The following is an 18,137-nucleotide window of genomic DNA, read 5'->3' as shown; positions in this document are numbered from 1 at the left end:
CAATCTCACCAAGGACTCGGTACTCGGAACCAGATGCGGAGTCACGATTCGTATAGGCCGAAATTTGCCGTCGTGGTCGAAGGCGGGTGGAGTTGCGGGAGAATCACGTCGGTCGATGAGGCTTGTCCGCAACCTCACGCGGCGGGCGGAATGAGCAACCCCAATCCGATACCACCCTCGGCGGTAGAAACGATGGCACGGCACACTGGATGGCCGTGGAACGCTTCCCCGGCGAGCTCGATTCCCTCCGTGCCGACAACGCCCGCCTGCGGCGGTTGCTCGACCTCACCGAAAACCAAGCACGACCAGCCGATCCGGACCAGACCGCACTGTCGACCCCGGTCGACATGCGTTCGGCTCCGGAAGCCAAGGTCCGGTTCTACCTCAACTTATTCCGTTGCCGCCCCGACATTTACGCGATTCGCTGGGAGAACCGCCAGGACGGCCGCTTCGGCTGGATGCCCGCGATCCGGGGGCGGTGGCGCACCGGCATGTCACGATCGGAGGCGTCATACCTGCCGCTCACCGACGAGGTCGTCGCCGCCCATCTGCGCGGGACGCACCATATCGGCTTGTATCCGCTGGGCGACGACGACACCTGCTGGTGGGTGGCCGCGGACTTGGACAAAGACACCGCGATGCTCGACGCCTTGGCATACCTCAAAGCAGCCCGCACCAAGGACATCCCCGCAGCACTCGAGGTGTCGCAATCCGGCCGCGGTGCGCATGTGTGGATCTTTTTCGCACAGGCCACCGCCGCTGCCCTGGCTCGACGGATCGCCACCGGCCTGCTCGCCGAGGCGATCCAGCTGCGCGGCAGCATGAATCTGTCCAGCTATGACCGACTGTTCCCGTCGCAGGACACGCACACCGGCCGCGGCATGGGCAATCTCATCGCCGCACCATTGAATGGAACCCGACGCCAGCACGGCACCACCTTGTTCCTGGATCCGGCCACTCTCGAACCTTTCGAGGACCAGTGGGCCTACCTGTCGAGCATCCCGCGACTGTCACCGAAACAAGTTGCCGCACTTGCCTACACGCTGCCCGAACCAAAAGTCGGACACGATGTTCGGCGCCTGCAGCTGCCGACCTCTTCGCGGATCATGCCACGCCCGGCAGCCGTAGTGCGCGCAACGTTCGCAGCCAGGCTCCAACTGACCGCTGCTGATCTGGGCCCCGCCATGATTTCGGCGGTCAAGCATGCCGCGTCCATCCCGAACCCCGAGTTCTACACCTGCCAGCGCGCCCGCCGAAGTACCTGGGACACACCACGATTCCTGCGCAGCTACGACGAAACCCTCGACGGCGACCTCGTCCTCCCCCGCGGACTATTGCCCTTACTCACCACACTGGTCGAATCCGCCGACAGCACACTGCGCATCGAAGACAACCGAATCGAAGGCAACCAACAGTCGTTCCAATGCTCGGCGGAATTGCGCCCCGAACAGCGAGCCGCGGTAGCCGACATCGAGGTCGACGACATGTGTGTAATTGTCGCACCACCCGGTACCGGCAAAACCATCATCGCCTGCGGCGCAATCGCTTCCCGGGCCACGTCCACATTGATCCTCGTCGACCGCAAAGCCCTGGCCGACCAATGGCGGACCCGGATCGCTGACCATCTCGGATTCAAGTGTGGACAAATCGGCGGCGGCCGATCCAAGACCACCGGCGTCATCGACATCGCCTTGCTCCCCACCCTGGCACGCCGCACCAACGTAGCCGAACTCACCAACGGCTACGGATTCGTCATCGTCGACGAATGCCACCACATCGCCGCCTCCGCCTTCACCGAAGTCCTCAACCAAATACCCACCCGATACTGGCTCGGACTCACGGCCACCCCCTACCGTCGCGATCAGCTCAACGACCTGATCTACCACCAGCTCGGCTCACGCACCCACACGGTCGACAGTCCCACAGCAGGACAACTGCCGACCAACGGTGAAACGCCTGCACCCCACCCAGTGCTCGAGATTCATCCGACGCAATTCGCGTACACCGGCGACGCCGATCCGTCCCAACCAGGCGGAATGGCCGAGATCTATCGGGCGCTGGTCGCCGACGAAGACCGCCTACAGCAGATCACCACCGACATCCAGACCGCGCACCACGCCGGCGCACAAATACTGGTACTCACCACCTGGGTCAACCACCTCGAAGCGATCACCGACCGCCTCACCGACGCAGGCTGCCACGACATCATCGTGCTTCGCGGCGGCATGAAAGCCCGCGACCGCCAAGCAATTACCGAAACGATCCGCACCCGCCAAGCCGATGGATCACCGCTGCTACTCGTCGGCACCGGCTCATTCATCGGCGAAGGCTTCGACTGCCCCGCCCTCGGCACCCTCTTCCTCGCATCCCCCATCTCATTCAAAGGACGCCTCGTCCAATATGTCGGGCGCATCACCCGACCACATCCCAACAAGACCACCGCCACCGTCCACGACTACCACGACGTCCGTACCCCCGTGCTCGCATCATCACTACACAAACGCGCACCCGGCTACGTCACTCTCGGATTCCCCGACCCGCGCAAACCCCACAACTGGAATACGGTCACAACGCCGCCGAACAACAATTACATGAGTCATGTGCACCCAAGCCGGGCAACAGAACTCGCTGAATAGCTGCGGTGAGATCTCTCAGCGGGCCGAGGTCAGTTCATGCAGCGACACGAGCAAGTCACGGTCACGATTGAAGCCGCGTTCGGTGATCAAACGGACGGCGCTCTCAGCCTGCGCAATGTCCTCCTGGGAAGCCGCCACCAGGAGGCCATGCAGATCCGCGAGATCCTGTGGGCGGGAAACATCGTCTCGGGCCAACAGTTTGAGCGCGATGAGATGGCCGGTGGTCGCGACCGGCAGCGTCAACCCGGGCACGATATCGAGGTTCTCCGCGGCCTGCACGATCTCGGACTCAATTCCCGAACTAGCGAACAAGATGTCGACCAGCACCGACACACCATCGATGGCGCGCTTCAGCCGGACGGTAGCCAGCCTGCCGTTATCGTGCTCCACCGAGGCATAGAACCCGTAGCCCTCGGCGATGAGTAGACGAACCAATTCCTCAGCGCCGCGGTCATCTGCAACCGCCACCGCTACGTCAATATCATGAGTAAACCGCGGCGCCGACCGCGCCGACACCGCAAATCCACCCACGAGCGCCCAGGCATAACCATGCCGACGAAGATCCGACGCCGCACGACGCAGCGCAGCCTCGAGTTGGTTCACGCGAAACGAGACGACGCATGACCAGCCGCATCACCGAGTGGCGCCCCAGGACGAGAAAGCAGCCAGTCCTGAACTGCCTCGTCCACCTCCGCCTCGGCGGCCTCCGGTCGCATCCGACGTATGCGGGCACGCTGCATACGCACACCGAACTCATACATCTCCAACGCCAAACGCAGCCTCTGGCCCGGCGATTCCTCTGCCACGAGACCCAGCCTACCGTCCGAAACAGCTCGAGCCCTCACCATCGACGCGCCAGAACCGGGCAGCTTGCCGATCATCGGTGATGCGCCGGCCCGCACCCGTTCTGCACGTGCACCCAACCGAGTTCGCCTACGACGGCGACGCCGACCCACCCAAATCGCCGAGATCTACCGAATGCTCATTGCAGACGAAGACCGTCTGCACCAGATCGTCACCGACGTACTGGCCGCACACCGCGCTGGCGCCAACATCCTGGTCCTCACCACCTGGGTGAATCACGTCGAAACGCTCACCGACCGCCTCACCGCCGCTGGCTGCGACGACGTCATCGTGCTCCGCGGTGGCATGAAAGCCCGCGACCGCCAAGCACTCGCGGAAAAAGTTGCGGCTCGCACAGCCGACCAGCCACCTCTATTGCTGGTGGGCACGGGCTCGTTCATCGGCGAAGGCTTCGACTGCCCCGCGCTCGACACCCTGTTCCTCGCAGCTCCAGTGTCTTTCAAAGGCCGCCTCGTCCAATACCTCGGACGCATCACCCGACCCACCCCGGCAAGACCGCCGCCACCGCGCACGACTGACTACCACGACGTACTGACCCGGTCATCGCATCCTTGCTACCGAAACGCGCACCCGGATACACCTCCCTAGGGTTCCCCGACCCGCGACGCAAACGCCGCAACCGACATCGGCAAGGACAGCCGCCGAACACGGGCTGATAATGTAGATTGCATCTACATAGATCGCGTCTACATAGATTTGGGTTACATAAGGGGCTCCGGGTGGCAGCATCAGGCTTCGTCGGCCGAAAAACCGAGCTAAGACTTCTGAGGACTCGCTTGCAGCGTGTCGCGGAATCCCGCCGAGGCGTGGCCGTTGCGATCAGAGGCCGCCGGCAGGTCGGAAAATCACGACTGGTCCAGGAGTTCTGCGACACGGCGCAAGTACCGTATCTGTACTTCACCGCCACGAAGGGTATGCCGGTATCCGAATCACTGGCCACGTTTCTCGCCGAACTGAAAAGATCGGGGATCGCAGCCAATCCCGAAACACTCCCCGAGACAATCGGCGGCTGGCCCGACGCCTTCCGGCTACTGGCCACCACCCTCGCTGATACCCCGACAACTGTCGTAATCGACGAATTACCTTGGCTGGCAGAACAAGACACGGTCTTCGACGGCGCACTGCAAACGGCGTGGGACCGGTTGCTGCAGCAACGCCCGGTTTTGCTGCTACTCCTGGGCAGTGACATCCACATGATGGAACGCCTCACCGCCCACGACCGCCCGTTCTACAGACGAGCAGACAACCTCGTCCTCGACCCGCTCAACCCCGCCGAAGTCGGTCACGCTCTCGGCCTCGACGCCGCACAGAGCATCGACGCGCACTTGATCACCGGCGGGCTGCCAGGCATCTTGCGTAGCTGGCCGCACGGGCTGTCACCGCTCGACTTCGTGCGACGCGAATGCGACGATCCTGCCGCGCCGCTGTTCGGAGTACCTGAGGCCACTCTCCTCGCCGAGTTCCCCGCCCCCGACCAAGCACGACGCGTACTCGAAGCGATCGGAAGCGGGGAACGCACCCACGCCACCATCGCGGCTTCGGCGGGCAGCCGCAGTGGCGCGCTGCCTTCCGGGACGTTATCGCCTCTACTGCATCGACTCTCAGTAGAAAAGCAAGTGCTCTCGGTGGATCAGCCACTATCGATCAAACCGGGAAAACCGGCACTCTACCGAGTCGCAGACAGCAACCTACGGCTCTACCTCGCTACCCTGCGCTCGGTTCAGGACCTGGTCCGGCGAGGACGAGTCGCCGCAGCCTACGAGCTGTTCACTCGACGCTGGACCTCCTGGCGCGGCAAAGCCGTCGAACCCCTCGTACGAGACGCACTCGAACTGAGCGCGCTCGCAGGAGCACTGCCCTGGAAAGACATCACCGCCGTCGGCGGCTGGTGGAACCGCACCTTCAACCCAGAAATCGACCTCATCGGCACCGACCGCTCCCCCGTCGCCAACCGGGTGATCTTCGCCGGATCGATCAAATGGCTCGCCACCCCCTTCGACCACCACGATCTAGCCGAACTCACTCGCGCAGTCGCCAGTGTTCCAGGCTTCGTCCCGCACGAAACAGCATTGGTCGCAGTGTCCTTAGCCGATATCGAGCCCACCCTCACCGACACCGTCGACCTGGTATGGAACGCCACCGACGTGCTCTCCGCATGGGGATGAGAAAGCCGCCACAACGGAGATATTGTCAACACCTGTGGATCGGGGGTTGTCGGCGATCTCATCACGCCGTTGCGGGCTTGGTCAGCGGGGCATCATGTCGGCGGGTAGGCCTTTGCACGCTCTGCCTCTCAGTATTGTTCGATGTCCGCTTACCGCTTGAGCCGGTGCTCGTGCTGCCGGAGGCTGGTCGATCTTCTTTCAGATTGCGCCTCGCCTGCTGAGGCGTATCTCCAGCGGGCCCTCCATGTCAGAACTTCTGCTTCTGGCACAACAGGATTCGACTCTCTGCGATCTTCTTCGCTAACATACTTCTACCAGCGCGGATAGCTCATGGCTATCTTCTATTGAATCGTGCTGCACCGCAGTGGTTTCGGCCTGGATTCGGCTGAAATACGGAGTGCTGTATGGGTCCTCGCCGCGACCGTGTGAGGCACCGCGAAGCCCTCTGGCAGTAGCCGAGGCCCGATCTAGGTACGCTCTCGAGAGCGCCACTCGACGGGGGGAACAGCGATGAATAACGACGAGCGAATGCTCGAGATCCAGCGGATCAACGAGCGGCTCGCGGCGGTGCGCGGCTCCGCTCGTTCCAGGGACGGCAGCGTAAGCATCGAGACAGATGCCGGTGGTCGGATCACCGACCTGTATATCGCCGACTATGCGATGGACAACGGCCCCCAGCACCTGGCCCACCTCATTATCGATCGTCACCGTGCCGCACTCGGCAACGCCGAAGCCGCAGCCGTGCAACTGTTCGAGGAGTCCAAGTGAACGTCGACCCCGTGAAGATGCGCGCACTCGCGGCCTCCGTACGCACGAACGCGGGCAGGATCACGACGAAGACGCCGATCGCGAAGGTGAGCCGTGATCTGGCCCGCGAGCGGATGGCGGACTCGAACCTCGCCGTCAAAGTCGAAGAATCACTCAAGGCGCTGGACACCGTGCTGGCATACCACAATCGCCGCCTGAGCAGCTTTTGCGACAGCGTGGAGACCGCCGCGGGTGTCTATGAGCAGACAGATGCCGACTGGGCTACCCAACTCAAGCAGCTGGGGGGCTAGGCGATGGCAGATGGACAGTCGCTGACCATATCCAAGGTGCTCGGGTGGGACCTCCGCTATCTCGGTCAGGTTGTCGACATGATGAACGAGACCTACAAGTTCATCGAGACCGAGGCCACCGCCGCGGGAAACCCGATCGAGCAGTCCGGCGACTACTTCGACAGTTCGGCAGGTGAGGCGGCACGACGGCGCGGCCAGGAGGATCGCACCGACACGATTCAGACCTCCGACGTCATCGAACAGATGGCGTCGAAGCTCAGCTCCCTGGTCTCGACCCTGGAAACCAATATTTCGGCGATCCGTACCCGCAAAGCCGAAGCCGAGGATTCGAGATGGGATCTGTTCGTCACCGAGGACGGCCACGTCAAGTCCCGCACATCGAACGCCGAAACCTACAGCGACTACTTCCCGTTCGGTGATGTCGCAGTAGTTGCGAAGGAAATCGTCACCCGGCGTCTGGACAACTTCATCTCGGCTGCCTTCACGCTCGTACAACGAGCGGATCAGGAAGGCACGGAGATCTACATCAAGGAAATCGAGAAGCTGTCCGACCGGGTGAAGCAGGGATTGGTTGTCATGCCGGACGATCCGGAGCTCGCGAAGATCCTCGAGGACTATCAAACCGATGTCTCCACCGGGCTGCCGAGACTCTGGCCGGTCGGGTGGCCACCCGACAGTAGTCGATCATATTGTCCGGCAAGCCATCTGCCGCGAACCACCGCAGATCGCCGCACTTGTTTGGCTCCTGGTTGATGGGTTCACCCTGCCACGACCGGACGGTGAAGAAGAACGCCATCCGGCCATCCGACGACGCGTTATGCATGATGTGGCTGAACTGCACATCAGCGGGAGCGATCGCCACGCCGATCTCTTCTTTCGCTTCACGGATCACTGCGTCGATGACGGATTCGCCGGCCTCGACGTGACCAGATGGCAGATGCCATGCACCATCCCCAAAGCCGGTGTTATGACGTCGACCGAACAGCACTTCGTCGCCGCGACGCAGCAACAGATGGACATCGCCGATGACCTTGTAACGCTGAGGCTTGGTCTTGTGACTGGATTCAGTCGTGACGCTCATGCAGACGTGTTCCCTTCACCTCAGAATATTCCGTTGACCTGGCTTTTTACTGAAACGTGCGTGTGAACCGAACCGATCCTATTCCGGCCACTCAGGGGTGGCTATACGCCGGACGCATAACGCGGCGAACCAACGGGGTATAGCCCCTGACCGGGGAAAAGCGAACGTGGAAGCACACCCGCCCGCACGGGAAACAGCCAAACCGCAAGGGAGCCAATTGGAATGCGACCCAAGGTGCGTCATATCGTTGTGGCCCACTAGGAATACTCGGAAGCCCACTGATTTCGACCAGGTCTGGGTCGATATTGTTGCGCCGCAACGCTTCCAGCAGGGAGCTCCGCAACTCCAGATATGCCTCCTGAGGCATCCCAACGTCGACTTCTGTAAATGGGGATCGACCGAGACCGTAGAACCCGGTTCTAGTACTCGAGCATTCCGTGAGTGGGCCAGGTCCCGTCCGTGTGGTTGCGGATCTCGGCCCACGACAGTGCCAGCCCCGATAGGGGATCGCTCGGCTGGGACGAGAGGGTGTGCTTGTCGATCAAGAGCTGATACGGCGGGGTCGGCTCTCCGGGATTCTCCAGCCACTCGGGTTGGATCCGGTACTCCACCATGTCCGGTTCCTCGTTCGTCAACTGCAGATGCAGTCTGATCCGGTACGGGTAGATCTGATTCGCGGGCATCCAGGTGCCTTCCCTGATCGCCGACAGGTAGGTCTCCACCACGATGTCCACCGGCAGATTGGGAAACTCCACGATCACCCCGGTCTGGGCGTTGAGCACCAGCTTCGTCAGACCGAGATACCGCCCCTGCTTGATCGGCTTATCCCCCGCCTGGTGATAGATCACCCATCCCAGCTCGAACGGGAACATCCGGTACTGGTGATCTCCATCCAATGCCGTCGCCAGATATGTGCGGGCTTGCTGTTCGGTCGTGATCGGTTCTTGCATGAAGCGGACTCCCATAGGATCGGAGTGGAATCGCGTGCAGGTCGGCGGCGCGGTCAGCAAAGTGCGCGGGTGGGCGGTCCCAAGTATGGGTTGTCAACGGGTCCCACCACACCGGGCCTCCGGACTCGAGCGACACCGTCCGCGCCACGGCTCGAGACCTGGAACTCGACGTGCGCGATGTCGCGCACGGATCCGGAATCGCGCTCGAACTCGATGAGGCATACACCCGCCAACCGGAACCAGCTCTCTTGGGCGCAAGCAACGCAAACACGTCACCGAACTCATCCGCGCACTTGCGGCGACGAACCGACATCCATGGCCGCCATTGAAGATTCAGACGCATTCGCCATCCGCGTCGATTGTCTTCCCCTTGGCTATCATCAGATGCAATGCATGTCGAGTTGATGCTTGATTCTTTGGATGGACTGTCCGTCGGTGACGCTTTGGGGCAGCAGTTCCCGATCATGCGCCGATCCATCGCCGATCTTCGGGCCGGTAATCTCCCTGCCGGACCGTGGGGGTGGACCGACGACACCGAGATGGCCTGCTCCGTGGTTACCGAGCTGTGCACTCGTGGCGAGATCGACCAGGATCGGCTCGCCACCGCTTTCGCACGACGCTTCGACCCGAGCCGTGACTACGGCTTCAACACGGTCGCCACCATGCGCCGAGTCCGCGATGGCATGCATTGGCGCACTGCGGCCGCAGCCGCTTTCGGTGACGAAGGCTCCTGCGGCAACGGTGCAGCCATGCGGGTTGCCCCGTTGGGTGCCTATTATGCCGGCGATCCGGAAAAGGTTGTCGCCGAAGCAGTCCAGTCGGCGCAGGTGACGCATCTGCATCCCGAAGGGGTCACCGGTGCCGTCGCGGTTGCACTCGCCGCATCCCAAGCCGCGCATGCGCGCCTGAACGGGACACGGCCCACACCAACCGAATTCATCACCAGCGTCCTGGACCGCCTCGACCACAGTGACACGACCCGGCTGATCCGCCGCGCCCGCACCCTGCTCGGAGCCCCCGCCGCCGAGGCCGCCAACGAACTCGGCAACGGATCTCTGGTCACCGCGCAGAACACGGTGCCGTTCACGATGTGGGTCGCGGCCACATATCTGGACGACTACCCGGCCGCAGTCACCACATGCATTGCCGCAGACGGAGATATCGACACCACCAGCGCCATCGTCGGCGGGATCGTCGCCGCCTACACCGGCAACCGCACGGGTCCGATCGTTGGGATACCCCAGACATGGCTTGCCGCACGAGAGGCACTGCCCCACTGGTGCAACTACTCCATCGAACGAACACGCGGGCGCAAGAACTCTGTATTCGGCCGCGCTCGACGATGGCTGTCCGGCGCATCGTCGAGATGAACACGATTGACCGGCAGGCATCCACCGCCTGTCATCGCATTCGTGCCCCCGCGGCCCCAGATCCGCCTCGCCATGGCGGCCCGGAAACCCTTCAGCCAACGCTCTACTGTGGCTGGTCTGCATCGTCCTCGGCAGTCTTTCGCAACTGCCTCGAGGTCCTCGAGGCAGTTGCGGCGACAAACCGACATCCACAGCCGCCGTTGAAGTTTCAGACCACCGGAATTGTCGTCCTATCCGGCGACTAGCTTGTTCACGAGTGGCCACCGATGCATGGTTCGGATCGAGAGGTCTCTGATGGAACCGAACATGCATGGGCCGCGTCTAACCTACTGAGACCAAGACCGACCGACGACTGAAAGAACGTGCATGGCTGAAGGTTCATCAACCACCGGCTCACCATTTGCGATTGTGCCCGACCATGTTTCGGATGCCGGACAGTATGTGCAGTGGACCGCGCAAACTCTCGTCAACGGTGTGCGCTCAGCCGACGCAGACGTGCAAGGGCTGATGACGAGCTGGAAAGGCACCGCGGCCACCGCCTATTCGACGGGGTGGGAGGAAACCCGCGACGGCGCCTTGCAGGTACTCGAAGCCCTGAACACCATGGCTGATCTGCTCGGTGTGGTAGGTGTCGAATACACCGGCACCGACACCACCAACGCCACCGGACTGCGGCAATCCTCACTGGATCTCCCGTAGCTGATTCCGCGTAACCGAACAGGACTGTGGCACATGAGGTATCAGGTCGATCTCGACCACCTGGACGACGTAACCGCCCGCATCGGCGGACTGAACGATTTCCTACAAGAATCCATACGCGAGATCGATGAACGCATGGCCGTAATGCAACAGAGCTGGAACGGCCACGCCGCCGACAAGCAAGCCGAAGCGCACCGGGAATGGGCTACCGCGGCGCAGGAAGTTCGGGAGGGAATCGAGGCCATGCAGGCCGCAGCCCGAACCGCACACACCGCCTACAACGACGCTGTCACCGAGAACCTGCGCACCCTGGGCCGCGCGTGACCGTTCTCGATGTCGACACCAGCGTCTACTACGACGCCGGGAACAAGCTCGTCTCGCTGGCCGCCGACTGGTTCGCCTCCGTCGATTCGTTCTGGCCGACCCTCAACCAATGCCACGCCATGACCGGGTCCTACGACGAGGCCAAGAAATGGGCCAAGACCTACGACATGCGCGCCGAAGAGCTATTGGACATGTCCAATGACCTCGCCGAAGCGGTGCACGCATACGGGTGCGTGTTGCTGGAAATCGGCTACAACCACGCCGTTGCCGAATACAACGCGACGGTCGGCACCGACACCCCGGCACCGGATAAACCGGCCACCCCCGGCCCCGTGGCATACCTGTGCCGGGTGCCGCTGCCGAGCGCCGGAGGACCCGGCCAGGGCCTGATCGATGGCGGTGTGCAACTGGCCGAAGCCATCGGGATTACCATCCCGGACGGCAATGTCGATCTACTCGCACGCGCCGCCGACACCTGGACCAAGATTGCCGACGCTGGACCGGTGGCAAAGATGGCGGGGGAGTTGGAACGGGTCGCCTGGTCGTTCGAGGCGATTGTCAGCCCCGAATACGAACACATCGATGAAGATCTGCGCGCCCTGCGTGACGCCGCCCTAACCACCACCGCCGCCTTCTATGAACTGTCCGCCAGCGCGAAAGACCACCACGACGGCCTGGTCGAGCTGCGCGAAAACATGAAAAAGGTCCTCGAGGATCTGGGCGAAGAGCTACTCAAAGAACTGCTCATCACCGTCGCAATCGCCATCGCAGCAAGCGTGGTGACCTTCGGTATCGGTGCCGCGGTGGCCAGCGCGCGTGTCGTGGCCATTGCCGCCCGATTCGCGCGCCCCATTCGCGCCCTCATCGATGCGTTCAAAGCCGCCAGACTCGGAAAGGGCGTAAAGGCCGAACAAACCCTTGCCAACCATGCCAAAGAACTGAAACGCATCAAGGATTTAAAGGCCAAAGCGACGCCGAAGGTGGAGCCGAAAACGGCACCGACACAGCTCACCGGTGAGATATCTAACGAGGAACGATGGATGCTGACCCGCGGCCCCAGCCGGGACCTGATTCGCGGGCTGCGTGAAGGGAACCTCACCGCCGATCAGCAGGCGGAAGCTCTCCGGATCAATGCCGCGTTGGACAAGTTACCCCCGTACCAAGGTCCGGTGACCCGGAATATTCAGATGACGCCCGAGGAACTCGCCCGATTCCAGCCCGGAGAAGCGGGACCGGTGAACGGGTTCATGAACAGTTCCAGCCGCGGCGGTAACGAACTCATGACCAACACCACGAACACCGAATTCCAGATATTGAGCAAGAGTGGGCGACAAGTCCACGACTACGGCGGGACTCCTGACGAAGTTATGTTCAAAACGGGGACCGAATTCTTCTGCGAGAGCAAAGTGACCGATCCGCAAACGGGTCGCACCATCATCACGCTGACCGAACGATAGGAGACACACCCATGCCGGAACCGGACTCGGAAAAAGTCGGCCGATTCACCTTCTACAGTCGCGAGGAATCGGAAGCACGAGGCTTGATCCCTTCTGATGAAGAACGGGCGCGCAATCGCGAGATACTCGCTGTATTCAACGAAAAACGCCGCAATGCCCCGCCCGAACCCGCACGCTCCCCCTCACTCGGCCTGGGAGAACGCTGGGGGGTCGACAGCCTGATCGGCACCGAATTCGAAGGCTGGACCCGCGACGCGAACGGCCAGTGGTACGACAAGGACGGCCACCCCACCAGCCACGACCGCGACGCCAACCCCGACAACTGAGCCGCAGTCAGCGCCGAACACAGCACGGCGGGCCGTTCGGCCCGCCGTTTTCGCATCCTGACCAGGGCGACCGTGGCGGCGCCCCAGTCACCTCTTCCGGCACGAACCCCAGCCACGGCTGGCGTGCACAGCGTCACCGCCGGCCCGATCGGGATACGAACCAGCGGGCCCGGTTCGTAACGGCCAGATGTAACCGGCTGAGGATGGCTGTGCCACAGGCCGTCACATCACGGCTGGCCATCACCGTAGCGATGACGGCGACACGCACTGGTCTGATGTCGTCCTGATTTCCGTCATCGGCATCGCACCGTGAATGATATGGGTGCCTGCCGATTCGCGTTCAATGCCCTCGTATGAAAAGCCCGTCGCTCTGGTGGCGAGGCAAGCCGAGGTGATAGAGCGGCTCGAAGCTCGGAACGCCGAGTTGCGGGCGGAGGGCGCCGAGTTGAAGCTCCGGCTGGGATGAAGTCGACGAACTGGTTGAATCCCCGTCCAGCGATAGTCCCCCTTCGACAAGCCGACCCCGAAGTCGCTGTGCCGAAAGTCCGGCCGCAAACCCGGTGGGCAGCAAGAGCATCCGGGATCGACGCTGGCGATGGCCGACAAGGCGAATCGCTATGTGCACCACGACTGACGGGACCCCGAAGCGTGCCGCGGCTGCGGCGCGGGTCTGATCTGCGGAACCGAGATCGGGGTGGAGCGCCGCCAGGTGTTCGACCGCGAGTTGGCCGGTGTCGCCGACACCGCCGTCTAAGGCCGGTGGTGCTGGGCCACCCAGCCCGCCGACGCCTTGGCCGACATCGGCCGACTCGTCGATTCCGCCCGAGCCGACCGGACCGTCATCGACGCCGACAAGCTCGCCGAACGGATCCGCCTCTAGCGCAGCGCTCCAGTGAGGGTGCGCTGGCCGCCGGAGACCTTTGGGGCGATTGACATGCAACCATGGTTTCCGTGGACAGGCCCTTTCGTGAGATCCGTGGTGTATACGATGCCGATACGATTACCGTGTACCAGGCATACGGCCCGCAGATTGCCCTTCCCGCCGCGGCCTCTGGACGGTTCCCGGGCGCGTTCAAGCGGGAGCGCATGACCTGGATCAAGCCATCATTTCTGTGGATGATGTACCGATCCGGCTGGGCCAGGAAGCCTGGGCAGGAGCATGTGCTGGCCGTCCGGATCTCGCGTTCAGGTTTCGAGTGGGCACTCCGCCATTCGGCGTTCGCGCACTTCGACAGCGCTGTGCATCAGGACCATGCGCAATGGAAAACCAGTTTGGCCGCCCCGGTTCGGATTCAATGGGATCCCGAGCGTGACACCGCATTTCGTCCCTTACCGTTCCGATCACTGCAGGTGGGGCTTTCCGGTGAAGCGGTGAATCGCTACTGCGACGAGTGGATCGTCGGGATCGATGACGTCACTGGACTCGCCCATGAGATCGCACGTGAGGTAGCCGCCGGGAGGCACGTTCTCGATCGCCTGCCCGCGGAAAAGCCGTACCCGACCCCACCTGAACTGCGCGTTCAACTAGGAATGGGCACCGGAGTAGTCACACTCTGATCAGTGGCCGAGGTCCAAATCATCCTTGGGCGATGGCGGTTTGTAGCCATTCGTAACGTGCGGCTCACTCATGTTGGACGGCGGACATGCGAAACCTTTCCTACGTTGCCGTATGAGATTTTTGCCTGCGCTCGAGCTGCGCTTCGGCTCCCTTCCGCACAATCTCGCTATCCGAATCACGCAGGCGAACCAAGGCAGCTTCGGCTTCCGGCCCAGGTGTGCCGCCAAGCGCCCAGATCGCTTTTCTTGCGAGGGCCCTGTTGTCGTCGTAATCGAGATAATCTGGAATCCAGACTGCAGCTCGATACAACGCGTCGACCGCGGTTGATGTCCGCAGCTGCCCGAGCAGCGATACGACGTCTTCGTGCATGTGATGCCAGTCTGCGGCACTCAACTGTAGAAGCATGTCGAGGTAGTCCATCGTGATCCCGAACTCGTTGCTCACAATAAGGGCGAGTTCGATGCCGTCGGCATAACGACTTTCGATCGCTTCTTTCAGCAGTTTCAATCCGAGTTGCCGACCATTGCTTTCCCCGAAGTGCCGCAGCACTTCTTCGGGCGAGCCGACCCGAGTCGGATTTGCCGGGCTGTATACCAACCCTAGTATGACCTTCTCATCCTCTGGAGTCATCGTACTATCTCCCTCCATTTGACTATCGAGTCGTTGAATATCTGCAATGCGGGACCCCGACCCAACCCGATATTGACGTGGCCCGGACCTTCACCCTTGAAGTGCGCCGCGAAGTCCGCCCATCCCTTTGATACTACCGGCATATCCGGATACACATCCAGGACGGCCTTCGCGCTGTTTCTGACACCGATTTCCGCTAGTTCATCGATTGTTCCCGGGCGAAGCTCGAATTCTACAAGGCGTCCGGCATAGGAATCAGAAAAGCCTTGAGTCGGCGAGATGAATGTTTCACTCGTCGGGGGCAGCCGTCCGGTATTTTGTAATGTTTCAAAGTCGGACTCGCTCATAGATCGATAGTATTTGTGGTTGCATCCGTCGGGTACCAGGCCCAGAGGGTCGGCCCACACCGTCGGGTTGTGGGGATATGTGTTGGGATTCGGCGCCGGTGAGAGACCAAGTGGGTCGTGGGTAAGGAATCTTCCCGTTCCGGGGTCATATGTGCGGTGGAGATTGTAGTTGAGGCCAGTTTCGGGATCGTAGAGTTGGCCAGGGAACCGCAGCGGCGTGGCGACCTGGCCGGACCATGCCGTGCGCCCCCAGAGATCGACAGTCGCGGTAGCTACCGTTGCGGCGCTATCGGGATTGATGATTTCTGTGGGCGTACCGACAAGGTCGGTGACTATGGCATAGAACTCGCGGTCAAAGGCGTCTTGCTCGGTGGCTTGGGTGACTGGGGTATGGGAATTCGGTTGGTATTGCCATCGTGTCGAGACCCCGTCGGCGCGCTGTTCGATGACATGCGTGCCGTCCCAGGTGTAGTCGGTGCGTTCGAGGACGGTCCCGTCGTTGGTGAGGTGTTGTTTGGTGGTTCGGCGACCGAGTGCGTCGTAGGTGTAGTGCCACCATTGGCGGTCTGGGGTCCAGACATCGGTGAGTTGGTCGAAAGAGTTGTTGGGTCGAACCGGGGCGCCCTGCTGGGATTGCTCCCGGTGGGTTTCCCCGGTCCGCCCGCCGAACCCGGCGTGCCCATTACTGAGCACCGGGCTCTCCACGAGATCAGGCCGCTGGGTGGTGTGTGTTCATGGGTCCGAGCCAGGGTGGGGGAATCTTGTTGCCTCGGTAGCGGTATCGGGTGACCGGGACCGCTGAGATATCGAACAACTCGACGCCGTCGAACGCGATCGGTGTCCATCCTCTTTGAGTGTGGAACCGTCGCCGGATCGCCTTCCAGTTCAAGCGGTTTCGGTGCATTATCCACCTGATCACCCGCCACCAGACGAACGTGTGGAGGTTGGAGAAGGTGTGTTTGACGACCGCATGCTTGAAGTAGTTGGACCATCCGCGCTGTATCTGGTTGATCCGGACCAGCGCCACCCTGTAATCCAGATGCGACAGCCTCCGGGTTACTGCCTTGATCTTCCGTTTGAACGCCATGACTGGCTTGTCGGCGACAAACGTGTAGATATGCCACTTGCCGGTTCCTCGTTTACGCATCCATTTGATATCGAAGCCGAGGAAGTCGAACCCTTTGGTGAGGTGGACGATCCGGGTCTTGGATTCCGACAGGCGAAGGCCCATCGGTGCCAGGACCTGGCTCACCTCGGCGCGGAGCTGCTCGGTGTGCTGTTCAGTGCCGTTGACCATGACGACGAAGTCATCCGCGTAGCGGACCAGTCGCCAGGTGCCCAGGCCCCGGTGACGCCGTTGCTCGCGCTTCCACCTGGTCGCCATCGTCTGCTCCCAACGCCCGACAGCAAAGTCGTCGAGCACCGACAGCGCGATGTTGGCCAGAAGCGGTGAAAGGATGCCACCTTGCGGTGTTCCCGAAGTGGTGTCGTTACGATCGCCGAGTTCGGTCATGATCCCGGCTTTGAGGAACGACTTCACCAACCCGAGCACCCGCTTGTCCTTGACCCGCAGCCGAACTCGATCCATCAGGGCCGAGTGGTCAATCGTGTCGAAGCACGCCTCGATATCGGCATCCAACACCCAGCGGTAACCCTGGGTGCCGAACACGTGGATCTCGGCTATCGCGTCATGCGCGCGTCGGTTCGGCCGGAATCCGTAAGAGCACGAACGGAAATCCGCCTCAAAAATCGGTTCCAGCACCAGCTTCAGCGCAGCTTGAACCACCCGGTCCGCGATGGTCGGGATTCCGAGACGGCGGAGCTTGCCACTCGCCTTCGGTATCATCCGCTCCCGCACCGGCAACGGACGAAACATTCCCGACCGCAACTCACCGCGCAGACGGTCCAAGTACGCCTCGGCCCCAAACACTTTCACATCGGCGGCGCGGACGCCGTCGATGCCGGGCGTTCGAGCTCCGGAATTACCCGCGACCCGATCCAATGCCATCACAAGCGTGGCCGGATCGCACACGAAGTTGAACACATCGTCGAACCGGAAGCCGTGATCGGCCACCGCCCAACGGTGCAGTTTGGCCTGCATCCTCCGTACCCGCAGCCACGCCGTATCCGGGTCGGGCCACGCGACAGGAACATCCATTCCTGTGTCTCCGGGCATTGCAGTGTCTCCCTTGCGATCTCGCTGCCGTCCTTCCCCATGCACGCGGCTCTCCCGCGCTCGGAGTACTACCACGGCTCCGCCCCTCCATGGCCCGATCGGCGGACGGAGCGCCCAGCCCGAACCGCCCGCGCTGGTTGTGCGGGAAGCAGGCAGAACCAGGGAGGTTCCCGTGTTCACTGACTGATCGTTCGACAACGTAGGCACCCGGCTATGCCCCCGCGGCATCGCCACGGTTACGCCGCAGCCTTTCACCGTGGCCTCCCGAACGGTCCGTCACTCACCGCGCGGGAGTTCCCCGTCCGACCATCGATCGGACGAGTGCGCGCCGCACCCAGCCCAGATCTGCCAGATTCGAGCTGGTGGCACCTTAGGAGGCTTTAGAGCACCGGTTTCTCGCGTATACCTCGTCGTCTCGCTTGCCGGACCCGCACCATCTGGCAGTGCTGACACGTCCCGGCGTTGTCGGGGCCGCTTGCCACCCTTCCCAGCACCT

The 18,137-nt window shown here is 62.2% G+C and carries 18 protein-coding genes and 1 pseudogene; 12 read left to right on the top strand and 7 right to left on the bottom strand.

What is annotated here, in order from left to right; all coding sequences use genetic code 11:
- Positions 1 to 209: 209 nt before the first annotated feature.
- Positions 210 to 2,636, top strand: a complete 2,427-nt coding sequence (locus ACQPXH_RS01310; RefSeq protein WP_433600530.1) for a TOTE conflict system archaeo-eukaryotic primase domain-containing protein — start codon at positions 210 to 212, stop codon at positions 2,634 to 2,636.
- A gap of 15 nt (positions 2,637 to 2,651) precedes the next feature.
- Here the strand turns inward: ACQPXH_RS01310 and ACQPXH_RS01305 are convergent, their stop codons facing one another.
- Both ACQPXH_RS01305 and ACQPXH_RS01300 read right to left on the bottom strand, forming a co-directional pair.
- Positions 2,652 to 3,239, bottom strand: a complete 588-nt coding sequence (locus ACQPXH_RS01305) for a nucleotidyl transferase AbiEii/AbiGii toxin family protein (RefSeq protein WP_433600529.1) — start codon at positions 3,237 to 3,239, stop codon at positions 2,652 to 2,654.
- Positions 3,236 to 3,484 (bottom strand): hypothetical protein, encoded by a 249-nt coding sequence (locus tag ACQPXH_RS01300; protein ID WP_433603689.1) that lies wholly within the window; start codon positions 3,482 to 3,484, stop codon positions 3,236 to 3,238. The genes ACQPXH_RS01305 and ACQPXH_RS01300 overlap by 4 nt, the downstream gene beginning before the upstream one ends.
- Positions 3,485 to 3,614: 130 nt before the next feature.
- Between ACQPXH_RS01300 and ACQPXH_RS01295 the strand changes: the two genes are divergently transcribed.
- From ACQPXH_RS01295 to ACQPXH_RS01275, 5 genes are all read left to right on the top strand, one after another.
- Positions 3,615 to 4,088: a DEAD/DEAH box helicase gene (locus ACQPXH_RS01295; RefSeq protein WP_433600528.1), complete on the top strand. Its 474-nt coding sequence runs from the start codon at positions 3,615 to 3,617 to the stop codon at positions 4,086 to 4,088.
- 131 nt (positions 4,089 to 4,219) lie between these two features.
- Positions 4,220 to 5,665, top strand: coding sequence for an ATP-binding protein (locus ACQPXH_RS01290; RefSeq protein WP_433600527.1), 1,446 nt, complete (start codon positions 4,220 to 4,222; stop codon positions 5,663 to 5,665).
- 510 nt (positions 5,666 to 6,175) lie between these two features.
- Positions 6,176 to 6,433 (top strand): YbaB/EbfC family nucleoid-associated protein, encoded by a 258-nt coding sequence (locus ACQPXH_RS01285; protein WP_433600526.1) that lies wholly within the window; start codon positions 6,176 to 6,178, stop codon positions 6,431 to 6,433.
- Positions 6,430 to 6,723 (top strand): type VII secretion target, encoded by a 294-nt coding sequence (locus ACQPXH_RS01280; RefSeq protein ID WP_433600525.1) that lies wholly within the window; start codon positions 6,430 to 6,432, stop codon positions 6,721 to 6,723. The genes ACQPXH_RS01285 and ACQPXH_RS01280 overlap by 4 nt, the downstream gene beginning before the upstream one ends.
- A 3-nt stretch (positions 6,724 to 6,726) precedes the next feature.
- On the top strand, positions 6,727 to 7,476 hold the full coding sequence (locus ACQPXH_RS01275) for a hypothetical protein (protein ID WP_433600524.1): 750 nt from the start codon (positions 6,727 to 6,729) through the stop codon (positions 7,474 to 7,476).
- A 4-nt stretch (positions 7,477 to 7,480) separates the two neighbouring features.
- On the opposite strand, the pseudogene ACQPXH_RS01270 reads toward ACQPXH_RS01275, so the two are convergent.
- Both ACQPXH_RS01270 and ACQPXH_RS01265 read right to left on the bottom strand, forming a co-directional pair.
- Positions 7,481 to 7,804, bottom strand: a pseudogene (locus ACQPXH_RS01270) (NUDIX domain-containing protein); the annotation flags it as partial.
- 419 nt (positions 7,805 to 8,223) lie between these two features.
- Positions 8,224 to 8,754: a hypothetical protein gene (locus tag ACQPXH_RS01265; RefSeq protein ID WP_433600523.1), complete on the bottom strand. Its 531-nt coding sequence runs from the start codon at positions 8,752 to 8,754 to the stop codon at positions 8,224 to 8,226.
- A 416-nt stretch (positions 8,755 to 9,170) separates the two neighbouring features.
- Between ACQPXH_RS01265 and ACQPXH_RS01260 the strand changes: the two genes are divergently transcribed.
- From ACQPXH_RS01260 to ACQPXH_RS01235, 6 genes are all read left to right on the top strand, one after another.
- Positions 9,171 to 10,124 (top strand): ADP-ribosylglycohydrolase family protein, encoded by a 954-nt coding sequence (locus ACQPXH_RS01260; RefSeq protein ID WP_433600522.1) that lies wholly within the window; start codon positions 9,171 to 9,173, stop codon positions 10,122 to 10,124.
- Positions 10,125 to 10,532: 408 nt separating this feature from the next.
- Positions 10,533 to 10,823: a WXG100 family type VII secretion target gene (locus tag ACQPXH_RS01255; protein ID WP_433600521.1), complete on the top strand. Its 291-nt coding sequence runs from the start codon at positions 10,533 to 10,535 to the stop codon at positions 10,821 to 10,823.
- 33 nt (positions 10,824 to 10,856) lie between these two features.
- Positions 10,857 to 11,147 carry a WXG100 family type VII secretion target gene (locus ACQPXH_RS01250; RefSeq protein ID WP_433600520.1) on the top strand — a complete coding sequence of 97 codons (291 nt, stop codon included), beginning with the start codon at positions 10,857 to 10,859 and terminating at the stop codon, positions 11,145 to 11,147.
- A complete protein-coding gene (locus ACQPXH_RS01245; RefSeq protein ID WP_433600519.1) occupies positions 11,144 to 12,604 on the top strand; it encodes an ADP-ribosyltransferase in 1,461 nt (486 codons plus the stop codon). The genes ACQPXH_RS01250 and ACQPXH_RS01245 overlap by 4 nt, the downstream gene beginning before the upstream one ends.
- Before the next feature lie 11 nt (positions 12,605 to 12,615).
- Positions 12,616 to 12,930 carry a hypothetical protein gene (locus tag ACQPXH_RS01240; protein ID WP_433600518.1) on the top strand — a complete coding sequence of 105 codons (315 nt, stop codon included), beginning with the start codon at positions 12,616 to 12,618 and terminating at the stop codon, positions 12,928 to 12,930.
- A gap of 951 nt (positions 12,931 to 13,881) precedes the next feature.
- Entirely contained in the window at positions 13,882 to 14,487 is a 606-nt protein-coding gene (locus tag ACQPXH_RS01235) for a DUF4291 domain-containing protein (protein WP_433600517.1), read from the top strand.
- A 100-nt stretch (positions 14,488 to 14,587) separates the two neighbouring features.
- On the opposite strand, the gene ACQPXH_RS01230 is transcribed toward ACQPXH_RS01235, so the two are convergent.
- Genes ACQPXH_RS01230 through ltrA form a run of 3 tightly spaced genes read right to left on the bottom strand, consistent with a single transcriptional unit; the run spans position 14,588 to position 17,869 of the window.
- Complete coding sequence (locus ACQPXH_RS01230; protein WP_433600516.1) at positions 14,588 to 15,118, bottom strand: HEAT repeat domain-containing protein; 531 nt, start codon at positions 15,116 to 15,118, stop codon at positions 14,588 to 14,590.
- A complete protein-coding gene (locus ACQPXH_RS01225; RefSeq protein WP_433600515.1) occupies positions 15,115 to 16,158 on the bottom strand; it encodes an RHS repeat-associated core domain-containing protein in 1,044 nt (347 codons plus the stop codon). The genes ACQPXH_RS01230 and ACQPXH_RS01225 overlap by 4 nt, the downstream gene beginning before the upstream one ends.
- 16 nt (positions 16,159 to 16,174) lie before the next feature.
- Positions 16,175 to 17,869, bottom strand: a complete 1,695-nt coding sequence (gene ltrA / locus ACQPXH_RS01220) for a group II intron reverse transcriptase/maturase (protein ID WP_433603688.1) — start codon at positions 17,867 to 17,869, stop codon at positions 16,175 to 16,177.
- Positions 17,870 to 18,137: the final 268 nt, after the last annotated feature.

The sequence above is a fragment of the Nocardia sp. CA-135953 genome (assembly GCF_050955735.1).
GTDB lineage: Bacteria > Actinomycetota > Actinomycetes > Mycobacteriales > Mycobacteriaceae > Nocardia.
The sequence above is the reverse complement of the archived record's forward strand: the minus strand, read 5'-3'. Positions and strand labels throughout refer to the sequence as shown.

What these genes read in the sequence shown, in the direction of transcription:
- ACQPXH_RS01310 (WP_433600530.1), top strand. Translation starts at nt 210, where the DNA reads ATGGCCGTGGAACGCTTCCCCGGCGAGCTCGATTCCCTCCGTGCCGAC.
- ACQPXH_RS01300 (WP_433603689.1), bottom strand. Translation starts at nt 3,484, where the DNA reads ATGGTGAGGGCTCGAGCTGTTTCGGACGGTAGGCTGGGTCTCGTGGCA.
- ACQPXH_RS01295 (WP_433600528.1), top strand. Translation starts at nt 3,615, where the DNA reads ATGCTCATTGCAGACGAAGACCGTCTGCACCAGATCGTCACCGACGTA.
- ACQPXH_RS01285 (WP_433600526.1), top strand. Translation starts at nt 6,176, where the DNA reads ATGAATAACGACGAGCGAATGCTCGAGATCCAGCGGATCAACGAGCGG.
- ACQPXH_RS01275 (WP_433600524.1), top strand. Translation starts at nt 6,727, where the DNA reads ATGGCAGATGGACAGTCGCTGACCATATCCAAGGTGCTCGGGTGGGAC.
- ACQPXH_RS01265 (WP_433600523.1), bottom strand. Translation starts at nt 8,754, where the DNA reads ATGCAAGAACCGATCACGACCGAACAGCAAGCCCGCACATATCTGGCG.
- ACQPXH_RS01250 (WP_433600520.1), top strand. Translation starts at nt 10,857, where the DNA reads ATGAGGTATCAGGTCGATCTCGACCACCTGGACGACGTAACCGCCCGC.
- ACQPXH_RS01240 (WP_433600518.1), top strand. Translation starts at nt 12,616, where the DNA reads ATGCCGGAACCGGACTCGGAAAAAGTCGGCCGATTCACCTTCTACAGT.
- ACQPXH_RS01230 (WP_433600516.1), bottom strand. Translation starts at nt 15,118, where the DNA reads ATGACTCCAGAGGATGAGAAGGTCATACTAGGGTTGGTATACAGCCCG.
- ltrA (WP_433603688.1), bottom strand. Translation starts at nt 17,869, where the DNA reads ATGCCGCGGGGGCATAGCCGGGTGCCTACGTTGTCGAACGATCAGTCA.